This is a genomic window from Synechococcus sp. MIT S1220 (assembly GCF_047303025.1).
Classification (GTDB): domain Bacteria; phylum Cyanobacteriota; class Cyanobacteriia; order PCC-6307; family Cyanobiaceae; genus Parasynechococcus.
Genome location: NZ_CP138939.1, coordinates 1,320,319 through 1,344,216, shown reverse-complemented (window position 1 = coordinate 1,344,216; position 23,898 = coordinate 1,320,319). Strand labels below are relative to the sequence as shown.

Annotated in this window: 25 protein-coding genes and 1 pseudogene; 10 read left to right on the top strand and 16 right to left on the bottom strand. The window is 53.1% G+C overall.

The window, feature by feature from the left end:
- Positions 1-50: 50 nt before the first annotated feature.
- Entirely contained in the window at positions 51-245 is a 195-nt protein-coding gene (locus SIB64_RS06650) for a hypothetical protein (protein WP_413442463.1), read from the bottom strand.
- Between SIB64_RS06650 and SIB64_RS06645 the strand changes: the two genes are divergently transcribed.
- Complete coding sequence (locus tag SIB64_RS06645; RefSeq protein WP_413442462.1) at positions 244-1,866, top strand: S8 family serine peptidase; 1,623 nt, start codon at positions 244-246, stop codon at positions 1,864-1,866. The two genes, SIB64_RS06650 and SIB64_RS06645, sit on opposite strands and share 2 nt — an antisense overlap.
- Entirely contained in the window at positions 1,866-2,045 is a 180-nt protein-coding gene (locus SIB64_RS06640) for a hypothetical protein (protein ID WP_413442461.1), read from the top strand. The genes SIB64_RS06645 and SIB64_RS06640 overlap by 1 nt, the downstream gene beginning before the upstream one ends.
- A 170-nt stretch (positions 2,046-2,215) precedes the next feature.
- On the opposite strand, the gene SIB64_RS06635 is transcribed toward SIB64_RS06640, so the two are convergent.
- Positions 2,216-3,670: a hypothetical protein gene (locus SIB64_RS06635; RefSeq protein WP_413442460.1), complete on the bottom strand. Its 1,455-nt coding sequence runs from the start codon at positions 3,668-3,670 to the stop codon at positions 2,216-2,218.
- Positions 3,671-4,363: 693 nt separating this feature from the next.
- Here SIB64_RS06635 and SIB64_RS06630 point away from each other — a divergent pair.
- Both SIB64_RS06630 and SIB64_RS06625 read left to right on the top strand, forming a co-directional pair.
- Positions 4,364-6,334, top strand: coding sequence for a hypothetical protein (locus SIB64_RS06630; RefSeq protein WP_413442459.1), 1,971 nt, complete (start codon positions 4,364-4,366; stop codon positions 6,332-6,334).
- Between the two features lie 638 nt (positions 6,335-6,972).
- The gene (locus SIB64_RS06625; RefSeq protein WP_413442458.1) at positions 6,973-7,572 is read left to right on the top strand and encodes a hypothetical protein; all 600 of its coding nucleotides are present in this window, start codon (positions 6,973-6,975) and stop codon (positions 7,570-7,572) included.
- Positions 7,573-7,667: 95 nt separating this feature from the next.
- On the opposite strand, the gene SIB64_RS06620 is transcribed toward SIB64_RS06625, so the two are convergent.
- The 7 genes from SIB64_RS06620 to hemH form a co-directional block, all read right to left on the bottom strand.
- Positions 7,668-7,838: a hypothetical protein gene (locus SIB64_RS06620; RefSeq protein ID WP_413442457.1), complete on the bottom strand. Its 171-nt coding sequence runs from the start codon at positions 7,836-7,838 to the stop codon at positions 7,668-7,670.
- Between the two features lie 61 nt (positions 7,839-7,899).
- Positions 7,900-8,289 carry a hypothetical protein gene (locus SIB64_RS06615; RefSeq protein WP_413442456.1) on the bottom strand — a complete coding sequence of 130 codons (390 nt, stop codon included), beginning with the start codon at positions 8,287-8,289 and terminating at the stop codon, positions 7,900-7,902.
- 388 nt (positions 8,290-8,677) lie between these two features.
- The gene (locus SIB64_RS06610) at positions 8,678-8,905 is read right to left on the bottom strand and encodes a GIVxVP protein (protein ID WP_413442455.1); all 228 of its coding nucleotides are present in this window, start codon (positions 8,903-8,905) and stop codon (positions 8,678-8,680) included.
- Position 8,906: 1 nt separating this feature from the next.
- A complete protein-coding gene (locus tag SIB64_RS06605) occupies positions 8,907-9,260 on the bottom strand; it encodes a nuclease (RefSeq protein WP_413442454.1) in 354 nt (117 codons plus the stop codon).
- Positions 9,260-11,077, bottom strand: coding sequence for a biosynthetic-type acetolactate synthase large subunit (gene ilvB, locus SIB64_RS06600; protein WP_413442453.1), 1,818 nt, complete (start codon positions 11,075-11,077; stop codon positions 9,260-9,262). Before ilvB ends, SIB64_RS06605 begins: the two co-directional genes overlap by 1 nt.
- Before the next feature lie 28 nt (positions 11,078-11,105).
- Entirely contained in the window at positions 11,106-11,642 is a 537-nt protein-coding gene (locus SIB64_RS06595) for a M23 family metallopeptidase (RefSeq protein ID WP_413442452.1), read from the bottom strand.
- Positions 11,611-12,786, bottom strand: a complete 1,176-nt coding sequence (gene hemH, locus SIB64_RS06590; RefSeq protein ID WP_413442451.1) for a ferrochelatase — start codon at positions 12,784-12,786, stop codon at positions 11,611-11,613. The genes SIB64_RS06595 and hemH overlap by 32 nt, the downstream gene beginning before the upstream one ends.
- A gap of 72 nt (positions 12,787-12,858) precedes the next feature.
- Here hemH and SIB64_RS06585 point away from each other — a divergent pair, with 72 nt between their 5' ends.
- Positions 12,859-14,019 (top strand): site-specific integrase, encoded by a 1,161-nt coding sequence (locus SIB64_RS06585; protein WP_413442920.1) that lies wholly within the window; start codon positions 12,859-12,861, stop codon positions 14,017-14,019.
- A 155-nt stretch (positions 14,020-14,174) separates the two neighbouring features.
- On the opposite strand, the gene SIB64_RS06580 is transcribed toward SIB64_RS06585, so the two are convergent.
- Together SIB64_RS06580 and SIB64_RS06575 are read right to left on the bottom strand one after the other, a co-directional pair.
- Entirely contained in the window at positions 14,175-15,374 is a 1,200-nt protein-coding gene (locus SIB64_RS06580; RefSeq protein WP_413442450.1) for a DUF2252 family protein, read from the bottom strand.
- Between the two features lie 367 nt (positions 15,375-15,741).
- Positions 15,742-16,224, bottom strand: a complete 483-nt coding sequence (locus SIB64_RS06575) for a hypothetical protein (protein ID WP_413442449.1) — start codon at positions 16,222-16,224, stop codon at positions 15,742-15,744.
- A gap of 314 nt (positions 16,225-16,538) precedes the next feature.
- Between SIB64_RS06575 and SIB64_RS06570 the strand changes: the two are divergent.
- Both SIB64_RS06570 and cobO read left to right on the top strand, forming a co-directional pair.
- Positions 16,539-17,165: pseudogene (locus SIB64_RS06570) on the top strand (class I SAM-dependent methyltransferase); the annotation flags it as partial.
- A gap of 12 nt (positions 17,166-17,177) precedes the next feature.
- Positions 17,178-17,843, top strand: a complete 666-nt coding sequence (cobO, locus tag SIB64_RS06565; protein WP_413442919.1) for a cob(I)yrinic acid a,c-diamide adenosyltransferase — start codon at positions 17,178-17,180, stop codon at positions 17,841-17,843.
- Between the two features lie 32 nt (positions 17,844-17,875).
- Here cobO and SIB64_RS06560 read toward each other — a convergent pair whose 3' ends face one another.
- Complete coding sequence (locus SIB64_RS06560; protein ID WP_413442448.1) at positions 17,876-18,067, bottom strand: hypothetical protein; 192 nt, start codon at positions 18,065-18,067, stop codon at positions 17,876-17,878.
- A gap of 84 nt (positions 18,068-18,151) precedes the next feature.
- Here SIB64_RS06560 and pyrH point away from each other — a divergent pair, with 84 nt between their 5' ends.
- Genes pyrH through SIB64_RS06545 form a run of 3 tightly spaced genes read left to right on the top strand, consistent with a single transcriptional unit; the run spans position 18,152 to position 20,582 of the window.
- Entirely contained in the window at positions 18,152-18,865 is a 714-nt protein-coding gene (gene pyrH, locus SIB64_RS06555; RefSeq protein WP_413442447.1) for a UMP kinase, read from the top strand.
- 29 nt (positions 18,866-18,894) lie between these two features.
- Positions 18,895-19,443, top strand: a complete 549-nt coding sequence (frr, locus tag SIB64_RS06550; protein ID WP_413442446.1) for a ribosome recycling factor — start codon at positions 18,895-18,897, stop codon at positions 19,441-19,443.
- Positions 19,440-20,582, top strand: coding sequence for an NAD(P)/FAD-dependent oxidoreductase (locus SIB64_RS06545; protein ID WP_413442445.1), 1,143 nt, complete (start codon positions 19,440-19,442; stop codon positions 20,580-20,582). The genes frr and SIB64_RS06545 overlap by 4 nt, the downstream gene beginning before the upstream one ends.
- Positions 20,583-20,589: 7 nt before the next feature.
- Here SIB64_RS06545 and SIB64_RS06540 read toward each other — a convergent pair whose 3' ends face one another.
- From SIB64_RS06540 to SIB64_RS06525, 4 genes are all read right to left on the bottom strand, one after another.
- Complete coding sequence (locus SIB64_RS06540) at positions 20,590-21,756, bottom strand: calcium:proton antiporter (protein ID WP_413442444.1); 1,167 nt, start codon at positions 21,754-21,756, stop codon at positions 20,590-20,592.
- Positions 21,757-21,810: 54 nt separating this feature from the next.
- Positions 21,811-23,295 carry an FAD-binding domain-containing protein gene (locus tag SIB64_RS06535; RefSeq protein ID WP_413442443.1) on the bottom strand — a complete coding sequence of 495 codons (1,485 nt, stop codon included), beginning with the start codon at positions 23,293-23,295 and terminating at the stop codon, positions 21,811-21,813.
- Positions 23,292-23,498, bottom strand: coding sequence for a hypothetical protein (locus tag SIB64_RS06530; protein ID WP_413442442.1), 207 nt, complete (start codon positions 23,496-23,498; stop codon positions 23,292-23,294). Before SIB64_RS06530 ends, SIB64_RS06535 begins: the two co-directional genes overlap by 4 nt.
- A 61-nt stretch (positions 23,499-23,559) precedes the next feature.
- Entirely contained in the window at positions 23,560-23,829 is a 270-nt protein-coding gene (locus SIB64_RS06525; protein WP_413442441.1) for a hypothetical protein, read from the bottom strand.
- Between the last annotated feature and the right edge of the window lie 69 nt (positions 23,830-23,898).

Here is a 23,898-nt window from a genome sequence, read left to right as displayed (position 1 = left end):
CGATCAAACGGCGGTCCATACCTTCACCGCCGTGACCAAGAGAGCGCCATTCACCAGAACATCACCAAAACGCAACCGAATCCTGCAGGAGAAACCAAGCAATAAATAACCAGAACAGGGGCGATTGTTGAAACACCGGAGAACAAAACCGGCAGCAATAACATCATTTTAATCGCCATCATGAGCCAGTCATCTTCATTCTTTAACAACCAAATCACTGACGCCTCCGGCGACAGCACACCCATGCAGGTTGCCCATGATGGCGCAATCAGAATCGATCTCAAAAACATCGGCCCGACAGGAGGTAAAAGTGCGCAGATCAAAGCAGTAGACCTCGAAAACGGAAACACATATGACTTAGGAATGCAAAATTTGCACAACATCCAAGAGCCTCTCCTTATTGACCTTCGAGGACGACTTGATCAAGCACAACTTGGCGAGGTCGGCCATGACTTCAGCATCCAGGTTGTGGTTCAAAGCCACGAGAATGGGAACACCGTCGTCCACGACCAGTTCAACCAAACACTCACAATCGCCAATGCATCAACGGGAATCATCAAAGGTGACGAAACAGTCAACGAATTCAAACACGAACGTGGGGGAAGCACTGCTGCCATTCAAATTTATCAAGGCCTTGGCGGCACAGACAGCATCACATTGAAGGGTTTCAGCCAAAACGATGTTGCATTTTTCAATGGCAAAAACAAGCTCGACAACACTACCGCCAGTGAACTTGGACAACAAGCCTTCTACGGCGGCACTGTGTTCGATTCGCTCGTTTTAAACAATGGAGATGAGATCTACATGCAAGGAATTGAAAACCTTCATTTCGATGATGTCAGCATCAACCTCTCGCCTCGTCTCGATGATCAAAGTCGAGAGCAGTGGAACATCCAGGCCATGGATGTCAATGGTGCTTGGCGTTTTAACACCGGCAATGACAACGTGATCCTGGCGTCCCTAGATACAGGTTTTGCTGGGAATGCCGACTACACGCCACGGTTTCATTCTGATTTAGCAGGCGTTAACTATCGCAATCGGTGGGCATCCACCTCCCACAACACCCACGGCCACAACGCCATGAGCGTCATGAGTAGTGCCCATCGTGGCGATGATGTGGCTGGCATCGCCCCCGATGCCCCCTTGCTGGCATACAACGTTTATGAGAACGGCATGCGGTTGCATACAGCAATCCAAGATGCCTTGCAACAACGCCAACCGCACCAGAAAGTGGTGTTTCAAGGAGGAATTCAAGGCAACTCCTGGTGGAACCACAGCCCATCGCGACAGCGTCGGGACATGGAAGCACTGCTTGAATCCAGCGAGGAGCATGGCTTCTTCGCCATTGCCGCAGGCAATGGCGGACCGACCGGGAATCTCACTGATCCCCTGTACAGCCAACGGGTGTCTGGTCTCGCCCACGGGTCCAAGGATTTCAACAACATCGCCTCCGTCGGTGCCCTGACTTACACAGGAACCAGCTGGAAAGACGGTGTGATCAATCCGACAGGAACCGATCTTGCCACCTATTCCAATCGTGGAGACGGGCTCACCTTGGTGGCACCCACCAATAGCCGTGCTCTGGCTGATGCGGATGGAACAGTGCGTACGTTCGGCGGCACCTCAGCCGCCAACCCGAATCTCGCGGGCGTTGCGGCGCTGGTTTGGAGTGAATTCAGCGATCTCAGTGGTGGCGAGCTGCGCGAGATCCTGACCAGCAGTGCCACCGACCTGGGCTCCGGCGGCTATGACCACACCTTCGGGCATGGCCTGGTGAACGCCGAAGCAGCGATTCGACGCACCCATGCTTTGGCGCAAAACCCTGATCTGGCATTGCTTTGGAGCCATCAAGACTTCCTTGCTTGATGAACCGACTGCCTCGCATCGCTCCGGTCAGAACGACAGGAGCACAGCACGGCTGCTCAAAACAATACGGCCGAGACAACACTTCATTTCATCAATCTGTACTCAATCAACCGTTCAGGCGGAATACGCAGATGCCGCAACAAAGCCGACTCGAGATCCTGCTGCGGGTGATCAAGTAGCAACCGAAGCTGAGGCGAAGCATCGCGATGTTGGAGGCTCTACGTCATCAAAACAGATGGATGTGTGCTCGACCTCAACAACAAAAAACCGCCGCAGGCACCACCGAAACGGTGACATGTTCAGGGGGTTGGCTAGGGCGGAACCGATCCGGTGATGGATCCATTTCAGATCAAATCACCGGCAAATCGAAACTGGTAGAGAGCTGACTTTGCAAGGCAGGAGCGATATCAGACAAGGCAACGGTCTTGCTGATGTCCACCAATTCAATTTCGTTGGAAGCAATGGACCATGGACCGCCTTCCCAGAGAGGACCAACGTTCCAGTTCTTCTTGATGCCCCATTTATTCACACGAACGCTGGCCGAAAGCAATTCAGCTTCAGCATTCACATCGGTGTTGATTGAAGCGGATGCACTCGCTGCAATAATCGGATCGGCCTCAATCGTGACTGAGATCTTGCCATCATTGTTCGCATCACGGAACTGGTTGATGGACAACAAGTCGTCGGCAAAAATATCGTGCTTTCGGGTGCTCCCTTCCACAATGGCGTAAACATTGGGCTTAAGAGCCACGTTGGCATCGTAATCAATACCAGCCTCGATTCCTACACTGGCATCAAGCAATGTTCCTGATGCCCGCAAGGCCCCACCCCACACCGACTTGTTAAACGTCATTGGGATTCCGAAGTAACTGGCAACCTGGCCAAGCGACATCTCTAGATCCACCAGATTGGACGATCCACTGACGCCATAGGCGACACCATCGCCAAACCCCTGCCGCCAATCCAGATCAGCTTGGATCGAGGAAGGAACCGAGGCTAAAGCGGAGGCATCGCTGATCCTTGGCAGACGTGCTGTTGCGGAAAGAGCACCGATATTGAAGCTTTTGGAATAATTACTACCTGTCAAATCACGGGTATCCAGGTCAACCAACGACCGTTGGACATTCACATCGGTCTTCAAGGACGACAGTAAATTCCCTGTTTGACCGGATGCCAGCCAAACGTCATACCAGAGTTTCATGCTGGGATCCAATTTGACCTGTCCCACCGCATCCAGATTCAGATAGGCATAAGGCAATTCAAGATCGATCGATGGAGCGAAAGTTGTGGCACTGAACGACAAACCATCGGCATCAAGACTTGCCTCGGCATTCAAGCTTCCTTGAATCGAGAATGAGCCAAGTCCATACCCAGCTTGCAGATCCAAACCTGCCTTCAATTTATTGTGACCTGTTTTAAATTTCAAACCAGCAACACCAGCACTAGGGTTGAAATTCACGTTGGACAAATTCTTATCCAGTCCTAGAAACTTGCTGTAGCTCTTCTCATTCGCCACACCCAGGAAGCTACCGACATTCCATGTGCGATCAATTCCAATATTAAAAGAGCGGGTCATCGCTCCAAGTTGATTTGTAGCACCAAGATTCATTGGCCGCACCACATCAGTGTTCAACCGTGTTGGTGAACTCAGCACTACTGCTGAATCAATAGGCAATGCGCTCATCGCCTCAGCAACAGCCGCAGGCTGAGACGAGGCAACAGTTTGATTTTGCATCGTAAATCCAGCCACAGGCTGGATTGCTGCAGCGCGGTTAGCGAGATTGTGGCGGGGGATGAAGGTCATGGTGGCAATGATGCGTGAAAGTTTAAAAGGTTAAAAATCTGTGATTGTTAGGAGGCTGATCTCCGACAAGTAAACCATCACAAATTCAATCGGCATAATCATTGACCTCCTTCAATAAAACTTGTGATCTTGCTCACAGGTTTCAATCAACATGAAAAGCATTCACAACCCATTCACTTGAAACCAGTGCAGCTCCACCACCAAACAACACGTGCGAACCTGCGCTGCGCATCAACAAGACAGGACTGAACTTGAATCTGATGAGCTGCATCGCTCGCAGAACATGGCGCAAGAAAGCATCAGAACAAGAGGCTTTCTTTGCCTAGACCACAAAAACATCCACTTAAGCCATTTACAAGATCAAGAACGATGGGATGGACTGCAGATGCAGATCAATAAGAGCAAAAGGCCATATCCTCCAAACAGACAAGCCTCTCCAAAGCACAGCACCCCCCACCAAAAAAAATCACACATTCTCCCACCTGGCTATTCGAACATCGTCCAAATAATTGGAAACGCGAAGCTGTATTCAAGAATAAAAGTTAATCATTTGCAAAACAAATCACCCAAGATGCAGGAGGGAACTTTTATGGCATTCATCCGGACCGAACTTCGGGCAAAAGCGTCAACCATGCAAAATCACCACATTTACCGAAAAACAAGCTAAAATAAAAGTCTTTACAAGCCAAAAACATGCCGTCTATTATCGAGCAAATAGAAGAAATTACTGGGCTATCGAACCTCAGCGACGAAGAAGCCTTGGAAATCCTTGGCCTAAGGAATTTCAAAAAGAAAAAGCTTGTAAACAATGCACTCGATATTTTGGAGGAAGAATACGAAGATCCAGGTGCTGATGGCGATGGATTATTTGCATACATTGATGATTTTCTTGATGATTACTCAGACTTACAGTCCCCCTTCAAATGGAAAGAAATCAAGCGGCAAGATATCATCGGCCTAACAGAATACATCGTTGACGAAAACCTAAATATGGGCGACGTAACAGACTTACTCGACATTAACCCAAAACGCCCAGTCAAATTCGAAGCTCTTGAAGACAGCCTTTACGGCCTCGCAGAAGAATTCAGCGAGGAAGATGAGGCCGATTTTGAGGATGACATTGATCTCGACGACGAAACAGATGATCTGTTCACTGAAATCGATAACTTCCTTGATGATTACTCAGATCTGAAGTCTCCCTTCAAGTGGAAAGTCATTGATCAAAAAGATATTGTCGATTTAACGGAGTACATCGTCGATGAAGATCTCAGCATGCGAGATGTGACTGAGCTTCTAGACATAAACCCAAAACGCCCGGTCAAATTCGAAGCTCTCGAAGACAGCCTCTATAGCCTTGCAGATGAATTCAGCGAGGAAGATGAGCTCGATTTTGAAGACGATATTGATCTCGACGACGAAACAGGTGATTTGTTCACTGAGATCGATAACTTCCTTGATGATTACTCAGACCTGAAGTCTCCCTTCAAGTGGAAAGCGATTGATCAAAAAGATATTGTCGATTTAACGGAGTACATCGTCGATGAAGATCTCAGCATGCGAGATGTGACTGAGATTCTAGACATTAACCCAAAACGCCCAGTCAAATTCGAAGCTCTCGAAGACAGCCTCTATAGCCTTGCAGATGAATTCAGCGAGGAAGATGAGCTCGATTTTGAAGACGATATTGATCTGGACGACGAAACAGGTGATTTGTTCACTGAAATCGATAACTTCCTTGATGATTACTCAGACCTGAAGTCTCCCTTCAAGTGGAAAGCGATTGATCAAAAAGATATTGTCGATTTAACGGAGTACATCGTCGATGAAGACCTCAGCATGCGAGACGTGACTGAGCTGCTTGACGTCAACCCAAGACGACCAATTAAATTCGAAGTATTAAAAGAGAGCCTTTATGATCTCGCAGACGAGTTCAGTGAAGATGACGATTTTGAGGAAGATATTGATCTCGATGGAGAAGCAGATGATTTATTTGCTGAAATCGACAATTTCCTTGATGATTACTCAGACCTGAATTCCCCCTTTAAGTGGAAAGCGATTGATCAAAATGATATTATCGATTTAACCGAGTACATTGTGGACGAAGACCTCAGCATGCGAGACGTGACTGAGCTGCTCGACGTCAACCCAAGACGACCAATTAAATTCGAATCATTAAAAGAGAGCCTTTACACTCTTGCTTATGCCGCAGTTGATTTCGAAGACGACTATGAATACGATGATGAGTACGACGATGAGGATTATTACGATGGTGACTATGACTATGAGAATGAGTATGAATACGATGATGAATACGATGATGAGTACGATGATGATTTTATTGATTATTACAATGACGAAGAAGATTATGACTTCGACGACGAGGATGACTATGAGCTTGAAAACGACTACGAATATGAATATGAATATGAGTACGAAGGAGCAGACGTAGCGTTCAGATCAATTGATCCCATCACAAACTATTCTAAATCAAGAAAAGCCAATCCCCATACTGCCAATCCAAACCTCAACTCATTCTCAGAACAAGTTATTGATTTCAATGACTTAATGGCTCCATTGAATCTCCGTGAAACCGCAGGCGATTGTTTCATGGCATCCACAAATGATCCACAAGTCGCAAACCTGATCAACGAACAAATCGTTTAATCATCCGTCAAAACCAGGCAAGACTTCCTGATTGAGGATCGGCTTTTAAGAGCGGTTTGGCATAGCTCAACCACTTTTTTCTTGTCGATCGAAAGGGAGACTGGCACGGAGGCCATTAAGCAAGATCAGGACTCAATGCTCAAGCAAGCAGAATTCCCACAAAAAACTCTTATGAATTTGACTCACCATTCTGCATAGCAATTGAAGAGTCAGTTGGCTTAGCAAAAGAGCGACAAAGCGAAGCCAATCAGCACATCAATGGATAAGATCATCAAGTTCTCAAGGGAGTCCCTCCGAGGCACATTTTCATTTGGCGACCAACAACTGAGCATATACCGATGGCTGAACATCATGGAGAATAGAAAAAGAAAAACGACCCTCAAATAGCGCGTTGGAGGCTTGTAGAACCATCGTCCTCAACCATGTAAATCATGATTTAAGCAGAGATCAGGTTCGGGACCAATCCCTTTTCCTTTTTCTCACGAGAGCAACACCAAGACCAGCTCAACAGAGTCTGACGACCTGAACGCAATGCAAGCCTCAACACCCGCAGATCAAAATAAATGCTTAAAGGTGCTCCTCACAAACAGTTAGGGCTCCCAAGATGACTACATTAATAATGTTGATTTCGTCGATTAATGATTCGTCGAGCCCTATCTTTCATCATTGCCCTGAGTTCTCTGGGCTGCTTCGCCTCTCCGGCACTCGCCAAACCAGAAATCTTGGCTGAAACCATCTCTCTCGAAGAGGTGAAAGCGGCTCAGTCAACCTGGTGCAGTGCCCTTGTCAACATCAGCGATACCCATGCCAAGGGCGGATTGGCCAAATCAAAACCACTCGCTGAGAGTGTTATTGATGCTGCCTACGGTTACAACCTCGGGCCCGTTGCATTCAAACCAACATGGACACGTGGTGACACCACGTTCCGCTACACATCTGATGGCGCCCTATCTTATTTCGTTGGTGGAGACCCCATTTACAATGATCCAGGTTTTGCGATCGGAACCCCGGGGGGAGAGAATCCACGCAGTCCATGGGTGAAATGTGAAGCAGAAAATTACGTTGTCCAGCTTTTCGGCAACACAGCAACTTCGATGGGATGGGTGTATTTCGAGGCAGAGGATGGATCCAAAAGTATGGTCGACAAAACTTGGGGTTACATCAAGGATGATGATGGAAACCTAAGAATTGTTCTTCACCACTCATCAACTCCTTTTGCAGGTTTCGGAGACGATTAAAAAGTTTCTGTGATCACCACTGAAACTGAATTTCGTACAACATGAATCAGAACCAGCCCCAAGATTGCATCAAAGGGTTGGTTTTTGCCTGATAATCATGGAATAACGATGGCTTTCGCCTGACCTGAGGGAACACGTCCCGATTGAAGTCGGAAATCACTGGCCGCTGATTTCACACGAATTTTTTCTCTCTTGCGCCTTTGTTTGAGGCCTTGGCAGATATCCACAAACTCCCCGTCAGGATCAATCCAACCCATTGCATCCATTGTCCCCTCCTGCGATGTGGAAGGTGGCGCAGTTCCCGCAAGAGCCAGCACCCGCGCAGTGTCATAACCAGAAGCCTCCAAGAGATCTGGTTGTTCCCCCCAGCGCGCCTTCATAGGCCTCTGCGAATGTTGACCAGCCCTCAGCGTGGGCGGCGTGGCCAAGACCCATTTGTTTCCAGGATGTTGTCTTCAATCCAGCCAACTCACGAGCACTGCTGAGCCAGATCCAGTTCGGCACAGCGGAGACTCCGATGCCGAATTCACCGAGCGACTGGCGTTCTGAAATCTTCTGAGCCAGGGCACCTCCTGGCTCAGAAGATTTCACCATTGCGGGTACAAGGGACCAGAGCATGCCCTGCGACAAGAGGTTGAACGCCTCGGCATTCTCCGCAGAAACCGTTTGAATCAGCTTGGGGCTATAGGACTGAATGCGACCGCGCAGGCGACGCATCGTCCACCACCTCGGAGTGTTCAGTCACAGAGGAATGATTCTTTTTGTGAGAGGCGGCGTTGGCCTGCTGCGACGTCATCGGAACGTGGATTCAACGAAATCCGATCGGGGCAAGATAGGAAAAATGATCTGATCCGTCCGGATTTGTCACAGGGAACCAAACGGAAAAGTGCCTCTTCCCCGTTGTGAATGCTCCAATCAAGCCACTTTGCGACTCTGAGCATTACGGCTGATCATCCCTTCACGCAAAGGGAACAATCATCCCTAATCGATGAAGTAAATCAGAAAATAATCTCTGAAGCCTCACACCTCGGGCGAAATAACTAACCCTTGATAACTCCGCCAGAGGTCGAAACCACATCAGGGAAGAGCCCGCCATGCCAAGTGTTCAGGGCTCGGATGAATGATCATCACCAGCCGGATCTGAAGATGACTTGTCGGACAGCCCTAGTTGAGACAAGCCCCCTGCCAACAACAGGCCGAGTCCGATCAATACAGCAAGTCGCTGATTGTCCTCAGCGACACCCTCCCCCCAGACGGCAGTGGCGAGGAATGCACCTCCGAGAAGCAGGCAGGGAACCAGCACGATGCCTCGGGCAATTCGATTATCTGCCATCTCAACCGGGTGCGGCTTCACAGGAATCAGTGGCCAATCCTGCCGAAATCAAACCCACACTGAGATCGATGCTTTCTCCGATCGGGGTGACCCTGGCCAAAAGCTGACCTTCATGGGAACCGACAGGGCGGAGGTTCACGCGACGCCGTCGGGGCAATTGCTCTCGCAGCCAAGCCACGGCGGCAGCCTCACCAGCTTCCGGAACAGCAATGCATGGCAACTCAACGGTGTAGGTGCGGTTGTGATCACCGACCTGCAGCAGCGATGCGGTGCGCACCTGGAGCACTTCAGCAGCAGCGAGGGGTTTGACCGCAATCAACAACCAAAAGATGAGAGCCAGCAGGAGCGCTCTCATCAGAGCGGAGCTCCGTACTGCGACGCCGAACAAGGGATTGGAGTGTCCATCGCCAATTCCGGATGGGTCGGCAAGCCAACCATCTGAGCATTGCTCTTGCCGGGAGGAACCATCGGATAGCAGTTCTCACCACGACGCACGTGGACATCGATCAACATTGGCTCATGGGATTGCAGAGCTGCCGCTAGATCGGTCTGCAATCGATCACGCTCCGTGATCTTCACGCCATTCACTCCGAAGGCCTTTGCCAATGCAATGAAATCAGGCATGCCATTCAGCATGTCTGAGGCGGAATAGCGCTCCTCATAAAAACTTTCCTGCCACTGGCGCACCATTCCTTGCCAGTGGTTGTTGACGATCACCACCTTTACAGGCAACCCATAGGCGGCCAACGTTCCGAGCTCCTGGATGTTCATCAGGATGCTGGCATCTCCGGCGATGCACACGACCTGCTGATCAGGACAGGCCACTTGGGCACCCATGGCCGCCGGCATTCCAAAACCCATGGTCCCCAATCCTGCGCTGCTGATCCAGGCGCGAGGACCATTGCGAAGATACTGAGCCGCCCACATCTGATGCTGACCAACATCAGTGGTGACAATGGCCTTCGGAGCAAGATCGCGGACAGCAAGAAGCACTTCCTGGGGATAAATCTCACCTTCCTGGGGTGGAATCGTGAGGGGATAGCGTTCCTTCCAGCTGTCGATCCGCTGCAGCCAGGCACTGGTCTTTGGCTGTTCCGAACGCTGAAGGCTGAACTCCACCAACCGCGCCAGGCTCAGGCCGAGATCGCCCAGCACGGCGACGTCGGCCCGACGGTTCTTGCCGATTTCAGCCGGGTCGATCTCGAAATGGACGACGCGGGCCCGAGGGGCGAATGTGTCGAGCTTGCCGGTTACCCGGTCATCGAAACGGGCCCCAACCGCAATCAAGAGATCGCATTCAGTGACAGCAAAATTGGCGTAAGCGGTGCCATGCATTCCCAGCATGCCCACCGAGAGTGCATGGTTTTCATCAAAAGCACCCTTGCCCATCAAGGTGGTGGTGACAGGCAGCTGAAACCGTTCAGCCAGCAGCTTGATGCTGTCGTGAGCCCCGGCCGAAATCGCACCACCTCCGACATACAACAAAGGGCAGTGGGCCGATTCGATCAGCGAGAGCGCAGCACTGATCGCAGCATCCTCCGGTTGCTCAGGATGGGAAAACCCCTGCGGGATGACCGAGCCGGGCACGACAGGGGTGTAATCGAACATCTCCTGGCCCACATCTTTTGGCACATCAATGAGCACGGGACCGGGCCGGCCAGAGGCTGCAATCAGAAACGCCTGAGCAACGATCGAACCGAGATCGGCAGGATCACGCACCACCCAGGAGTGCTTCACGATCGGCAAGGTGATGCCAAAAATGTCAGTTTCCTGAAAGGCATCCGTGCCGATTGCCGGCCTCGGAACCTGACCTGTGATCACCACCATGGGCACAGAATCCATCTGGGCCGTGGCGATGCCTGTGACCAGGTTGGTGGCACCGGGCCCCGAGGTCCCGAAACACACTCCCACCTTTCCGGTTGCCCTTGCGTAGGCATCGGCTGCATGGGTTCCAGCCTGTTCATGCCTGACCAGGATGTGTTTCACCCACCCCTCGCTCTCGGCAATGTGAAGAGCGTCGTAGATCGGGAGGATGGCGCCGCCCGGATAACCAAAAATCGTGTCCACGCCATGTCGACGCAGAGCATCCATCAGGGCATGGGCACCGCTGATCCGCACGGAGTGATCCAAGTCCTGTCCGCCGGCGACCGAAGGTGCGGAGATAAGGGTCACGGATCAACGGCTGAACTGACCCTTCAGGTTAAGGGCCGGTTGCTCCGTGCGCCCGCTTGCCGCTGATCATCGCTTTGAGGATCAGCGCAGGATTCATCCAGCGCCCCTGGTAGCGAATCCCCCAGTGGAGATGAGGCCCTGTGGTGCGGCCGGTCATTCCAACCCGGCCGATCAGCTGCCCCCCCAACACGGCTTGCCCCTGACGGAGCAGGGCGTCCTGCAGATGGCAATAGATGTGTTCATAGACTCCAGAAGCGATCACAACGCCAATGCCGCAACTGGAGTCGTCAATAACGGACACCACGCGACCGGACCACCAGCTCAAGACCGGTGAACCAAGGGGAGCTGCGATATCGAGGCCGCGATGGGCTTCCATCTGTCCTGCTGGCCCGAGACGTTGACCGAAATGGCTGGTGTACCCCGCAAAGGCCGCAACCGGAAAGACGCCAGAGCGCCAGCGAAAATCAGCGGCCGATGCGGCTGAAACGATCAAACAACTAAGCAGCAGCCCAGCCAGGGGCCATCGACATCGCTCAGAGCAGTCCGAGAGCATGGAGCGGGCCATGACCGCTGATTAACTCCAGAAGGAAAGCGGAAAACCCGAGCATTGCCAATCGGCCATTCCAAACTTCCGAGCTGTTGTTCCAGCCCCACTCCCACTTTTCCTGGGGGTAGAGCTTCACCTTCGTGGGGAGCTCCGCTGCCGCATCGAGCGTTACCTCAGGACCATCAAGGCTCGTGGTCACCAGATCCGCCAGACCCTCAATGAATGGGGGATACGTATCAAGAGCCCGCACACGACGGAAATTGACCACTCCCGATTCCGTTGCGAGCTCGCGGTATTCAATATCGATCTCCTCGAGTGTTTCGATGTGCTCGCTCACAAAGCTGATCGGGACAACAACCAAGTCGCGGGTTTTGGCCTCTCCAAGTGCTTCCATGGCTTCCTCGGTGTAAGGCTTCAGCCATTCGACGGGACCGACACGGCTCTGGTAGGCAAGGGTGTGAGGATTGTCATGGCCGACAGTCTCGGCCAGTTGTTTCATGATCAGTGCTGTGCAGGATTCGATTTCCTGTTGATAGGGGTCGCCAGCCTCCTCTACGTAACTCTTTGGAACTCCGTGGGCACTGAAGAAGATATGGGCCTGCTCAGGTTCATCGCTGTTGCGAACCTCCTCCGCGATCAGCTCCGCCATCGCCTTGACATAGCCAGGGTGATCAAACCAGCTGCGAATGCAGCGGATCGGAAGCTTTCGGAACGCGTCATCACCCTGACGCAGCCGCTGCAGCTCGCGGAAGCTTGAGCCACTCGTGCTGATTGAAAAGTGGGGATAGAGAGGCAGCACCACCACCTCGTCAATGCCATCAGCCTTGATGTCTCCGACAGCCGATTCAGTAAAAGGATGCCAGTAGCGCATCGCGACGTAACTTGTCGCATCGACACCCCGCTGTCTGAGAAGACTTTGGAGATCCCGAGCCTGTTGCTCAGTGATCCGGCGCAGTGGTGATCCCCCACCGATCGATCGATAGGCCTCCTGGGATTTGTTGCTCCTCAAGGTGCTGATCAACCACGCCAGAGGCTTTTGAAGAGCAGGGATCGGCAGACGAATGATCTCCGGATCCGCGAAGAGGTTGTAGAGGAACGGCCCAACATCCTGGATTCGCTCCGGTCCTCCCAGATTCAACAAGAGGACGCCGACGCGGGCCATGCAAACAACTGCGGATTCAGGGGGTTGAGCGTAGCCCCCGTGCACGTCATGGTGGGCTGCGATCACGGGCTGATGAACCTCCGCAACGAGCTCGTGACTTTGAATACACGTCTGCAGAGCGAGGGATACCGCTTAAGACTCGAACAACGGGGACAACGCCTGAACCTGAGGGGCTCCCTTCCGCGGCGCGATGGCCAGCCCGGCGTAGAGATGCAGCGCCTCAGCCTTGGCCTCAAAGCTGATCTGCAGGGGCTTAAGGAGGCTGAGCAGAGCTTGCGCCTGGTGGAACTGCAACTGCAACGGGACGACTTCTGCTGGACCGGCTGGTTGACAGCTCCCGCGACAGGCTCGGAAGACGCAGAAGTCACTGGGGCGCTCGAGCGCTTCGAACGGGCCTTTTTCGCTGATCCACACCGCCGCCGCTCCCCTGCCGGCAGCCGCACGACTTGGAGTGGGGCGTATCAGCCCTACCTTCGGCGCCTACAAGTTCTGTCCACCCATAGTTCCAGGGACAGAGCGATCGATGCTGACCTTTTACAAAGAACGCTCGCCAGCTACGACGACGGCAGCCGCAGCCGACAGCAATGCGCCACCGCACTGGCCGCTTTGGCGCGATTTCTCGCCATCCAACTCCCCTACGACTGGCGCAGCGAAGCAGGAGGGTATGGCCTGCATCGTGCCCGTTTCCGACGGCTGCCGACTGACGGCGAAATCGTGGCCACGGTACTGAAGATCCCGAATCCCGGCTGGAGGCTGGTTTATGGACTGATGGCCACTTATGGATTACGCAATCACGAGGTGTTCTTCTGCGACCTTGAACCGCTCCGTGAAGGGCAAGGAGACAGGGTCGTGCGGGTTTTGCCCACCACCAAAACCGGCGAACACCAGGTATGGCCCTTTCAGCCGGATTGGGTGGACCGCTTCGGTCTGATCGAACTCGGTAAAAGGGCTGACGCCTTACCGGCCATTCAGACCGACCTGCGATACACCACACTCCAGCAGGTGGGGCGCCGTGTAAGCGAACAGTTCCGTCGCTACAACCTGCCTCTGACGCCCTACGACCTGCGCCATGCCTGGGCCGTCCGAACCATCCACATCGGTTTGCCTGACACGGTTGCAGCTCGGATGATGGGGCACTCTGTGGCTGTTCACACCCGTACCTATCACCACTGGATTACGCGGCGGGACCAACAACAGGCCGTCGACGCTGCACTGGCCAAGCAACGCGCCTGAGCGAGGAGCTGATCGCATCAATCAACGCTCAGCAGCGAAAAAGGGAGAAGATGCCAAAACTGCGATGCCGAAAAGTTTTGAATCCTCAAAATTAAATTTCAAACCAAACGATGATTGAAATGTGTTGAGTACCAGCGTCAGTAAACGAGGAGCCTCTAATACATTTCGCAAAAATACAGATAATCCATACGCACTTCTTTTGCATAAGCGTGCGCAATTCCATCAACAAATTTTGAAAATTCTTTTGTGCGATCTTTGGCAATTCGATTAATCGTCGCCTCAAACACGTATTGATCAAGCGTGCTATTCAGCCCTCTAGCAGCTTGCAGATGGTTTGTGGCCATGATTTCAGACCACTGCAAAGCCATTGATTTGTAATCTTTAAGGGATTTCAATTTATAGGTCGGAAAGTCATTTTTCAGTGGAGATCTCTCTCGAACGGAAAACCAATGGTCACCAATACCCAGCCAACCAAGGTGACAATCAGGGTATTCCGACAGGGCCCCATACGCTTCAAGGTGTCGGTGGGCATGATTTTTAAAATTGAAGTTGTATTCGCGCACCTCCTCTTCGCTCAAGTATGAAAACGCAGTGGGCTGCTGCTGTTGTTTTATATCAAGAATGACATCGTCAAAGGAATGATCAGTATTACCTCTCAACAAAGCATAATATCGCTTTAACCCTAGCGAGCCCGTACCAGCACTTTGCCTAATCGCAATGTCAAGAATGTTGTAATGACCCTGATAGTAGTCAATAAATTCCTCAGATACTGTGCCGATATAATCACGAAATGAATCCGTGATTTGCTGGTAAAGCATGGAATCCTTAGCCAAGGGCTCAAGCTTTCCATCGATCTTTTTGAAGCGCCTTTCCTGGTCAACGACTGTCCATTTGTCAAGCATCTTACTCCGACCAAGCTTTTTCTCGGTCTTAACAAGGAACTTGTTGAGCAATTTGCACGTATTTTTTTTGCCAAATGAGCTCGAAAAGCAGTCGATCTGTTGATAATAAGCAATGGTCTCAAGATAATTGCGGCTAAATTCACGAATACCCTTTGAAATATCATCAGAGGATAGATGTCTTGATTGCACACCATCAAGAACCATACTCACTGCAAATCGCCAGACGTCATACTGATAATCCGCCACAAGAGAATCGTCAAAATCATCAAATCCATAGGAAATATCCTCTAGATCATTCAGGAAGGCACCCATGTTGTACACATGGGCATCGCCCTGAAGCCAGGTCCTCGAAAAAACACTGCCACCAAAACAATTGATCTGCCAATTTCCAGCAAAGTCAGACCAAAAAATATGATTTGTACCACGAAAAAAAGAGAAGGGGCTTGCCTTCATCTTCCTAAATTTCTGACCCCGACTTGCCGGCGATAAATGGCTATTGTGATGCTCTATTTGTTCACATACGCGACCTCTCCTGTCATAACTCTTGGAGTGGAAAACAAGGTTTTTCATTGAGAATCAACAATGGCGCACTCAGAAGCTTTTAGATCCTAGGAAGATCTTTATTTCTAGTATCGCAAGACTAACCATGTTTTCCAACCAAAACGTTCAGCCGGAGCTGTTTTGACTTTTCTTTCCTTTTCACAGGGTGCGATCAAACCAGGCCAAATTCAATCCTTCAAAACCAGCGACCAACTTTGATGAAAGCGATCACTATTCCATAGCTCCTTTCGTCCACCACCATCTTTTCCCTGGGCAAAGATCAGGACAGATCGATACCGAACACCTCTGCAACACTTGTTTCAAAACCAAGCTTATATGAGTCATAATCATAATATTCATCTGATTTAACATCCTTGATCCTGATTTTATAATAACCGTCAGCATATTCCTGCAAAAAAGGAATTTTTGCCTTTTGCCCAAACCAGATCTGCACCCTTCCCTTTTTAACACCAATCATCTCCTTGGAATAATCTAAACCCCGATAGCTCGTGGGGAAACGTTGATCAGAGTCTTCTCCCATTCCGCGATATTCATCATATTCACCATTGCGCAATGCATCGATATAGACGGTGCCAAAGTGATAAGAATAATCACCCTCAGGTTTCGAGAATCTTGCAAAGCCGATGATTGCATCTGAACCATCCGTTGATTTTGCTTTCCACTTACCAATAGAGTAGTCGCGCTTTTTTTTGATGCGTCTGTAAGGACCTTTGAAAAGAAGCTTGAAGTCATTTTGGCGCAAAAATTGACTCATTGGCTCTAAAAAATTCTTTGATCACTCTATTCGTTACCGCGATCACGGCCAATTCTTCACTCAAGCCGGCAGGGCAGAATCGACCATGGATCTTCTCGTCCAGTTGTTCCAATGATCCTTCGACCCATCGCGACGACAGAAGCGGAAACTTGTCAGTGTTTTGAGCTGGTCAAAATCCGAACCAGGAGATCAATCTGCACACCCCGTGATGAATGACCGATCCGGCCGATCGGCATGCCGGCTTCAAAACAAATGATTACGCTTTATTTTCGCTCCATGTTGCCAGGCCTGAAGCGCACCAGATGAGCAGCTTTCTGCGCCCCCTTGCCTATCGCCACCGCTGGATCTACGACACCGTCACGGCCATCTCGTCGTTAAGCGTGGGCGGTGTCCACCGTCTCAGGCGGCTTGGATTGGAAGCTTTGGAAGCACGGCTCAACCCTGGAGATTCGGTGCTGGACTTGTGCTGCGGGAGCGGAGAGGCTGCCGCGCCGTGGCTTGCCGCTGGATTCACAGTGACAGGGCTCGACATTGCTCCGAGGGCTCTGGACCTTGCCGCGCTCCGTCATCCCGGATTGCGACGGGTTGAAGGACTTGCTGAAGCCCCTCCTTTTTTAGACGACAGCTTTGCGGCAATCCAAATGAGCGTGGCGCTGCATGAATTTCCGCGAGCAGAGAGAGAGCACGTGCTGAAGTCGTGCCTGCGCCTGCTGCGGCCGGGGGGATGGCTGGTGTTAGTGGATCTTCACCCTGCAGGGCCCATGCTGAAACTTCCGCAATGGCTCTTCTGCACGCTGTTCGAAACCGACACCGCAACCGCCATGCTGAGCGACGATCTCCCCGCCCAGCTCCAGCATCTCGGCTTCACGGAGTTGGGCCAGGAGCTCTTGGCTGGGCAGGCGCTGCAACGGATCATTGCCCGCAACCCATTAACCCCAACCATGAGTGACCCCAACCTCGACCAGAGAGCCGCGGAGCTCGGCATGGGTGGACAACTCGCTCCGGAAACCGATGAAGCTGGCTATCGCAAACGCATGGAGCGGCGCCAGCAGGTGCAACGCCAGCGGGTGGAAGAGCGGAACAAGGAAAAGGGGCTTGTGTTGGTTTTCACGGGCCACGGCAAAGGCAAAACCACGGCGGCACTCGGACTCGTGCTTCGGACCCTCGGCCATGGCGAACAGGTGGCCGTCGTGCAGTTCATCAAAGGGGGCTGGGAACCCGGCGAGGCCCGTGCCTTGAAGAGCTTCGGCGATCAGATCTCGTGGCATGCCCTTGGAGAAGGATTCACCTGGGAAACCCAGGATCGAGGACGGGATCAGCAGCTGGTGGGTGAAGCCTGGCAAACGGCCCTGGGATACCTCCGCAATCCAAGCTTCAAGCTGGTGGTGCTTGATGAGCTCAATGTTGCGCTGAAGCTTGGATACATCGCGGTCGATGCCGTCCTTGCAGGACTGAAGGAACGCCCTGAGCTCACACACGTGGCCCTGACCGGCCGGGGGGCACCCCCAGCCCTGTTGGAACGTGCAGACCTGGTGACAGAGATGACGCTTGTGCACCATCCCTTCCGTGAACAAGGGGTGAAAGCTCAAGCGGGAATCGAGTACTGAGATCGGCTGGCATCAACAAACCCTTGAGGATGTCAGGCGATGTTCTGATCCAGATCCGCTTTGAGCTGCCGCGTGGCTTCAGTAAGCACCGACAGACCGCTCACCAGCAGGGCACGGTGCACCGTGGGCTCCCGCCAACAGGATGGATCTTGGCTGGCACGTTTCAGAGCAGAGAGAGTCAACCGAGCCATCACGGCGCTGTGACTGACAGAGGAATCATCCATTCGGCGATGGGATCTGCACCATGCAAGCGACTCTGAGTAGGACAAGCCACTGCTTGCTACTCTCGGCGAGATCAAGGGCTCTTGATGGCGTACTCACGCGTTCTGCTGAAGCTCAGCGGAGAAGCTCTGATGGGGTCTCAGGGTTATGGCATCGATCCCGCCATCGTCCAATCGATTGCGGAGGACGTGGCCAGGGTGGTGGCTGGAGGCACCCAACTCGCCATCGTTGTGGGCGGAGGCAACATCTTCCGCGGCTTAAAAGGTTCAGCGGCGGGGATGGAACGGGCCACCGCCGACTACGTGGGCATGCTCGCCACGGTGATGAATGCGATCACGCTTCAGGACGGACTGGAGCGGGCCGGTGTTCCCACTCGGGTGCAGACAGCGATCGCCATGCAGGAGGTGGCTGAGCCGTACATCCGTCGCAAAGCAATGCGCCATCTTGAGAAAGGGCGTGTCGTTGTTTTTGGAGCCGGATGTGGCAATCCCTTTTTCACCACAGACACCACCGCAGCGCTCCGAGCCGCTGAAATCAACGCTGACGTGGTGTTCAAGGCCACCAAGGTGGATGGCGTCTACGACAAGGACCCCAGTCAACACGCTGATGCCGTGAAGCATGAGCACCTGACCTTCCAGCAGGTGCTTAGCGAAGAACTGGCTGTGATGGACAGCACCGCCATTGCGCTTTGCAAAGACAACAACATCCCGATTGTGGTGTTCAACCTGTTTGAACCTGGCAACATCGGCAAAGCGGTTGCCGGTGAACCGATTGGATCCCGCATCGGCGATCCCCTCTGAACCTGAACGCCTCCTCCAGCAAGCACCCCATGTCGACCAAGGACCTCGAAGCAAGCATGCGCAAGTCGGTGGAGGCCACCCAGCGCAACTTCAACACCATCCGCACCGGGCGGGCCAATGCATCTCTGCTGGACCGGATCAGTGTTGAGTATTACGGCGCAGACACCCCTCTGAAGTCGCTCGCCACCCTCTCGACCCCTGACTCGCAGACGATTCAGATCCAACCGTTCGACATCAGCGCCCTGGGCTCGATCGAGAAAGCGATCGCGATGAGTGAACTCGGTTTCACTCCCAACAACGACGGAAAAATCATCCGGATCAATGTGCCCCCCCTCACCGAGGAACGGCGCAAGGAATTCTGCAAACTTGCATCCAAGTACGCCGAAGAAGGAAAGGTGGCCCTGCGAAACCTCAGGAGGGACGCGATTGACAAGGTGAAGAAACAGGAGAAAGAAGGAGATCTTTCTGAAGATCAGAGCCGAGATGAGCAGGACCTGATTCAGAAGACCCTCGACCAGTTGATCAAGAAGCTCGAGAAGCACCTCGCTGACAAGGAAGCCGACATCCTCAAGGTTTGAGCATTTCGGAGGAGGAACGGATTCACGCTGCACTGATCCTGGGTGCCGGTGCAGCTGGTGCCGCAGCTGCAGCCCATCTGGCAGCAACCGGCCACCATCCCTTGATTCTGGAACGGGATTTCAGTCCACGGATCAAGCCCTGCGGCGGTGGGATGGCCGCATCGGTGCAGCAATGGTTCCCCTTCCCCCTGGATCCTGCAGTCGAGCAGGTGATCCGGCGGGTTGATTTCAGCTGGTGCCTCAGTGATCCGGTGGTGGCAGAGCTGCCAGGCGATGCCCCATTCTGGATCGTGCGACGCGAAACCCTCGATCAGCTGCTGCTCACTGAGGCGCTGTCCGCAGGAGCGGAGCTGATCAGGGGGGTTGACGTGACCGACATCCGCAGATCTGGCCGGATCTGGACAATCACAGCGGAGGGTGGACGGCAATGGAAAAGTCGCTCGGTTGTGATCGCGGATGGGTCCGGATCCCCCTGGCCGCAACGGCTTGGCCTCGGTGCCAAGCAGCCCCAGACCGCCAGCACGATGTCCGTTCGACTCGAAGGACGGGGCCATCTCGCCGATGGCTGCGCTCGCTTCGAATTCGGATTGGTGAAACAGGGTTTCGCCTGGGCGTTTCCCCTCGCAGGAGGGGTGAACGTGGGCGTCGGCAGCTTCATTGGCAAGCAGGACGCGGATCCTGAGGAGGTGCTGGCCCAGTTGCTGCCGGATCTGGGCTTTCCGCCGGATGCGGGGATACGCCAGCGCGGACAGCTGCGCGTTTGGAATGGCCATCATCGCCTCGACGGTGATGGCCTACTGCTAGTGGGAGATGCCGCCTCGCTGTGCGACCCGTTTCTCGCCGAAGGGCTGCGCCCGGCGCTGATGAGTGGCTGCACTGCGGCCGCCCATCTCGATCGTTGGCTCAGTGGTGAGCAAAAGGATTTACGGGGCTACAGCCGTGCGATGCGCGACAACTGGGGTGAATCGATGGCCTGGGGGCGGCGAATCGCCCAGGTGTTCTATCGCTTCCCAGGAGTGGGGTATCAGCTCGGAATCAAACGGCCAACGGCCCCACAACGCATCGCCCAGATCCTCTCCGGTGAGATGGGTTATGGGGACATCGCGCAACGGGTGATCAAGCGATTGCTGCTGAAATGAAGTTGATTCAGGTGATCAACAGCGAACCCATCATCAGCACCAGATAAAGCGACACCAACGCAACGCCTTCGTACCAATCCAGTTGACGGTCCTCAACGATTTTCGAAATCACGACGGCGGTTGCAATCAGGCAACCCAGAGGGGCGATGGGCAAACTCAGATGCAGATAAGAACCAAGAACCCAGCCGATTAAAACCAGCAGTGGCAACACGAACATCAGCAACTGGGCCGCTGAGTCGAGCGTGCTGGTCATCGCCAGTCCCATGCGCTTTTCAGATGCCGCTCGCACTGCAACCATTCCTTCTGAAATGGAGCCAAACAAAGGCAGTAAAAACAAGCCTACGAACAAATCGCTGAGACCGGATTTGCTCACCAGGTTCTGAAGGGAATCAACCAACGGCTCAGAAATTCCAGCCAACAAAACACTCACAACCACGAGAAGGATCAGGATCGGAGCCATGGGGCGTTCAACCTTTTCCAGATCCTCCTCAGCAGCAACCTCCTCTTGGTCTAATGGCTCTTCAAAAAGCTCTCGATGGGTACCAAGCGAAAAAACAAAAGAAAGCAGATAAAAAGCGAGAACAAGAAAAGAAACTACGATGGAATAAGTACCAAACTTATCAAGAATTTTCCCTCCTTCAACAAGCTCAATCTTTTGTGAAATTGCAAAGATTGATGGCACCGAAACAAAGATTACTCCCAGCATCAACTGACGTGCCTGCAGTGATGAGCCGATTGAAGAAATCTCAACTTCACGGGTTTTGCGACCGGCCACAATCACACTCAAACCCAGCATCAACAAGCTGTTCGTGATCACCGAACCCGCCAGTGAGATCACAACAAGGTGAAAAAGTCCACTCGTCAAAGCAGTGATGCTGACGACAATCTCAACCAAATTTCCGAAGGCCACATTCACGAGACCTCCCAACCTGTCACCGAGCTTTTCTGAGAGCAGATCAACAAGATCGGCCAGAATTTTGGCCAGGGGAATCAGGCCAAAGCCGCAAATCAAAAAGGCAATCCCTGCCCAAAGAGGTTCTTCCGGTGCACCGTTGGAAAAGGCAGCGAGGGCCACCGCTGTAAATCCGAGCAGGATGGACCACCGAGACCGAAGCAAATCAATTGCGATCTCGCGGGTAGCTTGCAACACAGGCTGACCAGAAAGTCCCCTCACGCTGGCGAGGCCTGCTCCAGCAGTCAAATCAATTCTGTTTGAAATGTTGTGATTTCAGAGTTCCAGTGAAAGTTGTTCTGAATGGGGTTTGGATCGGGCGCCCGAACGAGGCGCGCGGCGACCAACGGTTGTTGGCTTCAAGCCCGCCTTGCGGGAACCATGCTTGCGCTGAATCGCATCGGCATGGCGATCAAAACCAGCCGAGCGGCGAATCGCCCAGATGCGGTCTTTTGCCTGTTGCATCGACGCACTCACATCAACAATCGGTGGCGGCATACCGCCACCTAAGGCCCAAGGCTCATGGAGATGAATCGCCGGCACATGTCGCAACTCGGGGCACCACTGGCGGATGAAGATCCCTTCGGGATCGTGATCCATCCCTTGCTTGATCGGGTTGTAGATGCGGATCGTGTTGATTGAGGTGCTGCCCGACTGCATCTGGCATTGGCTCCAGTGGATGCCGGGTTCGTAATCAACAAACTGACGGGCCAAGTGGAGGCCACTGTCCCGCCAGGGAAGCCAGAGGTTGTAACTCGCGAACGACATCAACATCGCTCGCATCCGGAAGTTGATCCAACCATGGGAACGCAACGCCCGCATGCAGGCGTCAACAAAAGGAACACCAGTCATGCCCTGGGACCAGGCCTCAAGGCGTGCGGCGTCAGATTCGCGAAGATCACGCATGAACGGATGAAAATCGCTGAACTCAATCGCCGGCTGGTCCTCCAATTTCTGGATGAAATGGCAGTGCCAGTGCAACCGCGACTCAAAACTTGTGATGCCGCGGCCCCTGCAGCTGCGACTGGCCTGCAGCACCTCTCGCATTGAGACACATCCCCAAGCGAGATAGGCCGACAAACGTGAACACCCCGTAAACGCGGTGTTGGGGCTCGACATCGCCCGTTGATAACGCGATGCACGCCTCTCGAAGAAATCCCCCAGCTCCAGCAAGGCCAACGAGCGGCCACCGCGCTGCCGCTCGGGACAGACATCTGGCGGGAGCTCAGCGCAGGGCCTCTTAGGGAGCGCACCCGGATCGACCCCCTCTAATGCGACTAGCCCAGCAGGGGAAGAGGTGATCGGTTCCGCCATCTGCGCTTCCCAGCGTTTGGCCCATCCATTGCGAGAGCGCAAACGCCGCGTCACACCGAACTGCGGAATTTCCCTCCAGGGGATGCCGTGCCGACGCGCCCAGACCGCCACTCGCTTGTCGCGCTGATAGGTCCAGCCGTTGCCGGTCTCCTCATGGCTCCACAACGCATCGATTCCGAATTGACGCCTGGCCCGCTCAAACACCTCCAGCACATCACCGCAACGCACCACGAGGGGCTGGCCGTGAGCGGCAAGCGCTCGCCTCAGTTCAAGCAGCGATTCTCGACAGAACAACCACTGACGCTCGGACGCATCGGGCTCCTCCCAAAGCCGGTGCTCCACCACATAGAGAGGCAAAACGACCCCCCGTTCAGCAGCCAGCTGCAAGGGCTGATGGTCGATGACCCGCAAATCCCGCTTGAACCAGACGAGCTGGAGAGCCGTCATCCACCGGCAACAACGAGATCCGGTTCTAGTGGATTGCTCAGATTGCTGTGTTGACCTGAATCCTCCAGGACAGTTGAGAGCAATGATCCAAAAAATCCAAGAACCTGAAGCGATGCCGTTCTCTCCTCCCTATCTCTCCCTTTAGCTCTAATTTCCAACGACGTAAGAGTCTTTCGTGCTTCAGGGGATCGCGCGACCGACACATCCGGTTTGTTGGCCCTTGTCCACAGCGATGGAATTGGAGAAGCTACTTTTATTTGAGTGTCAGTTGTGTGCGGTAAGGACAACTCCTGGGCGCTTGAAGGATGAATTGCGGATCATCCCAGGAGAAGACGATCTCTGCTGATCCGTCACAACCAATCGGCCCATTTTTGTCTGTGGTGAGAAAATACCCATACCACCACGTTCTGCACCCTTGAACTCTTGCGCGCAGATCGACCAGGGAGCTTCCAGAATGTCAGTAACAATCTTTCCGCAATAGCGACACAGGTTCTTGTTGGATTTTCCACGCGAACCCGCTTCCACTTCTTTCATCTAGCGGCCAACAGCCGAATGGTGATTTATCTCTGTCCACTCGAGACATTCAGGGGAGAGAGAACCATC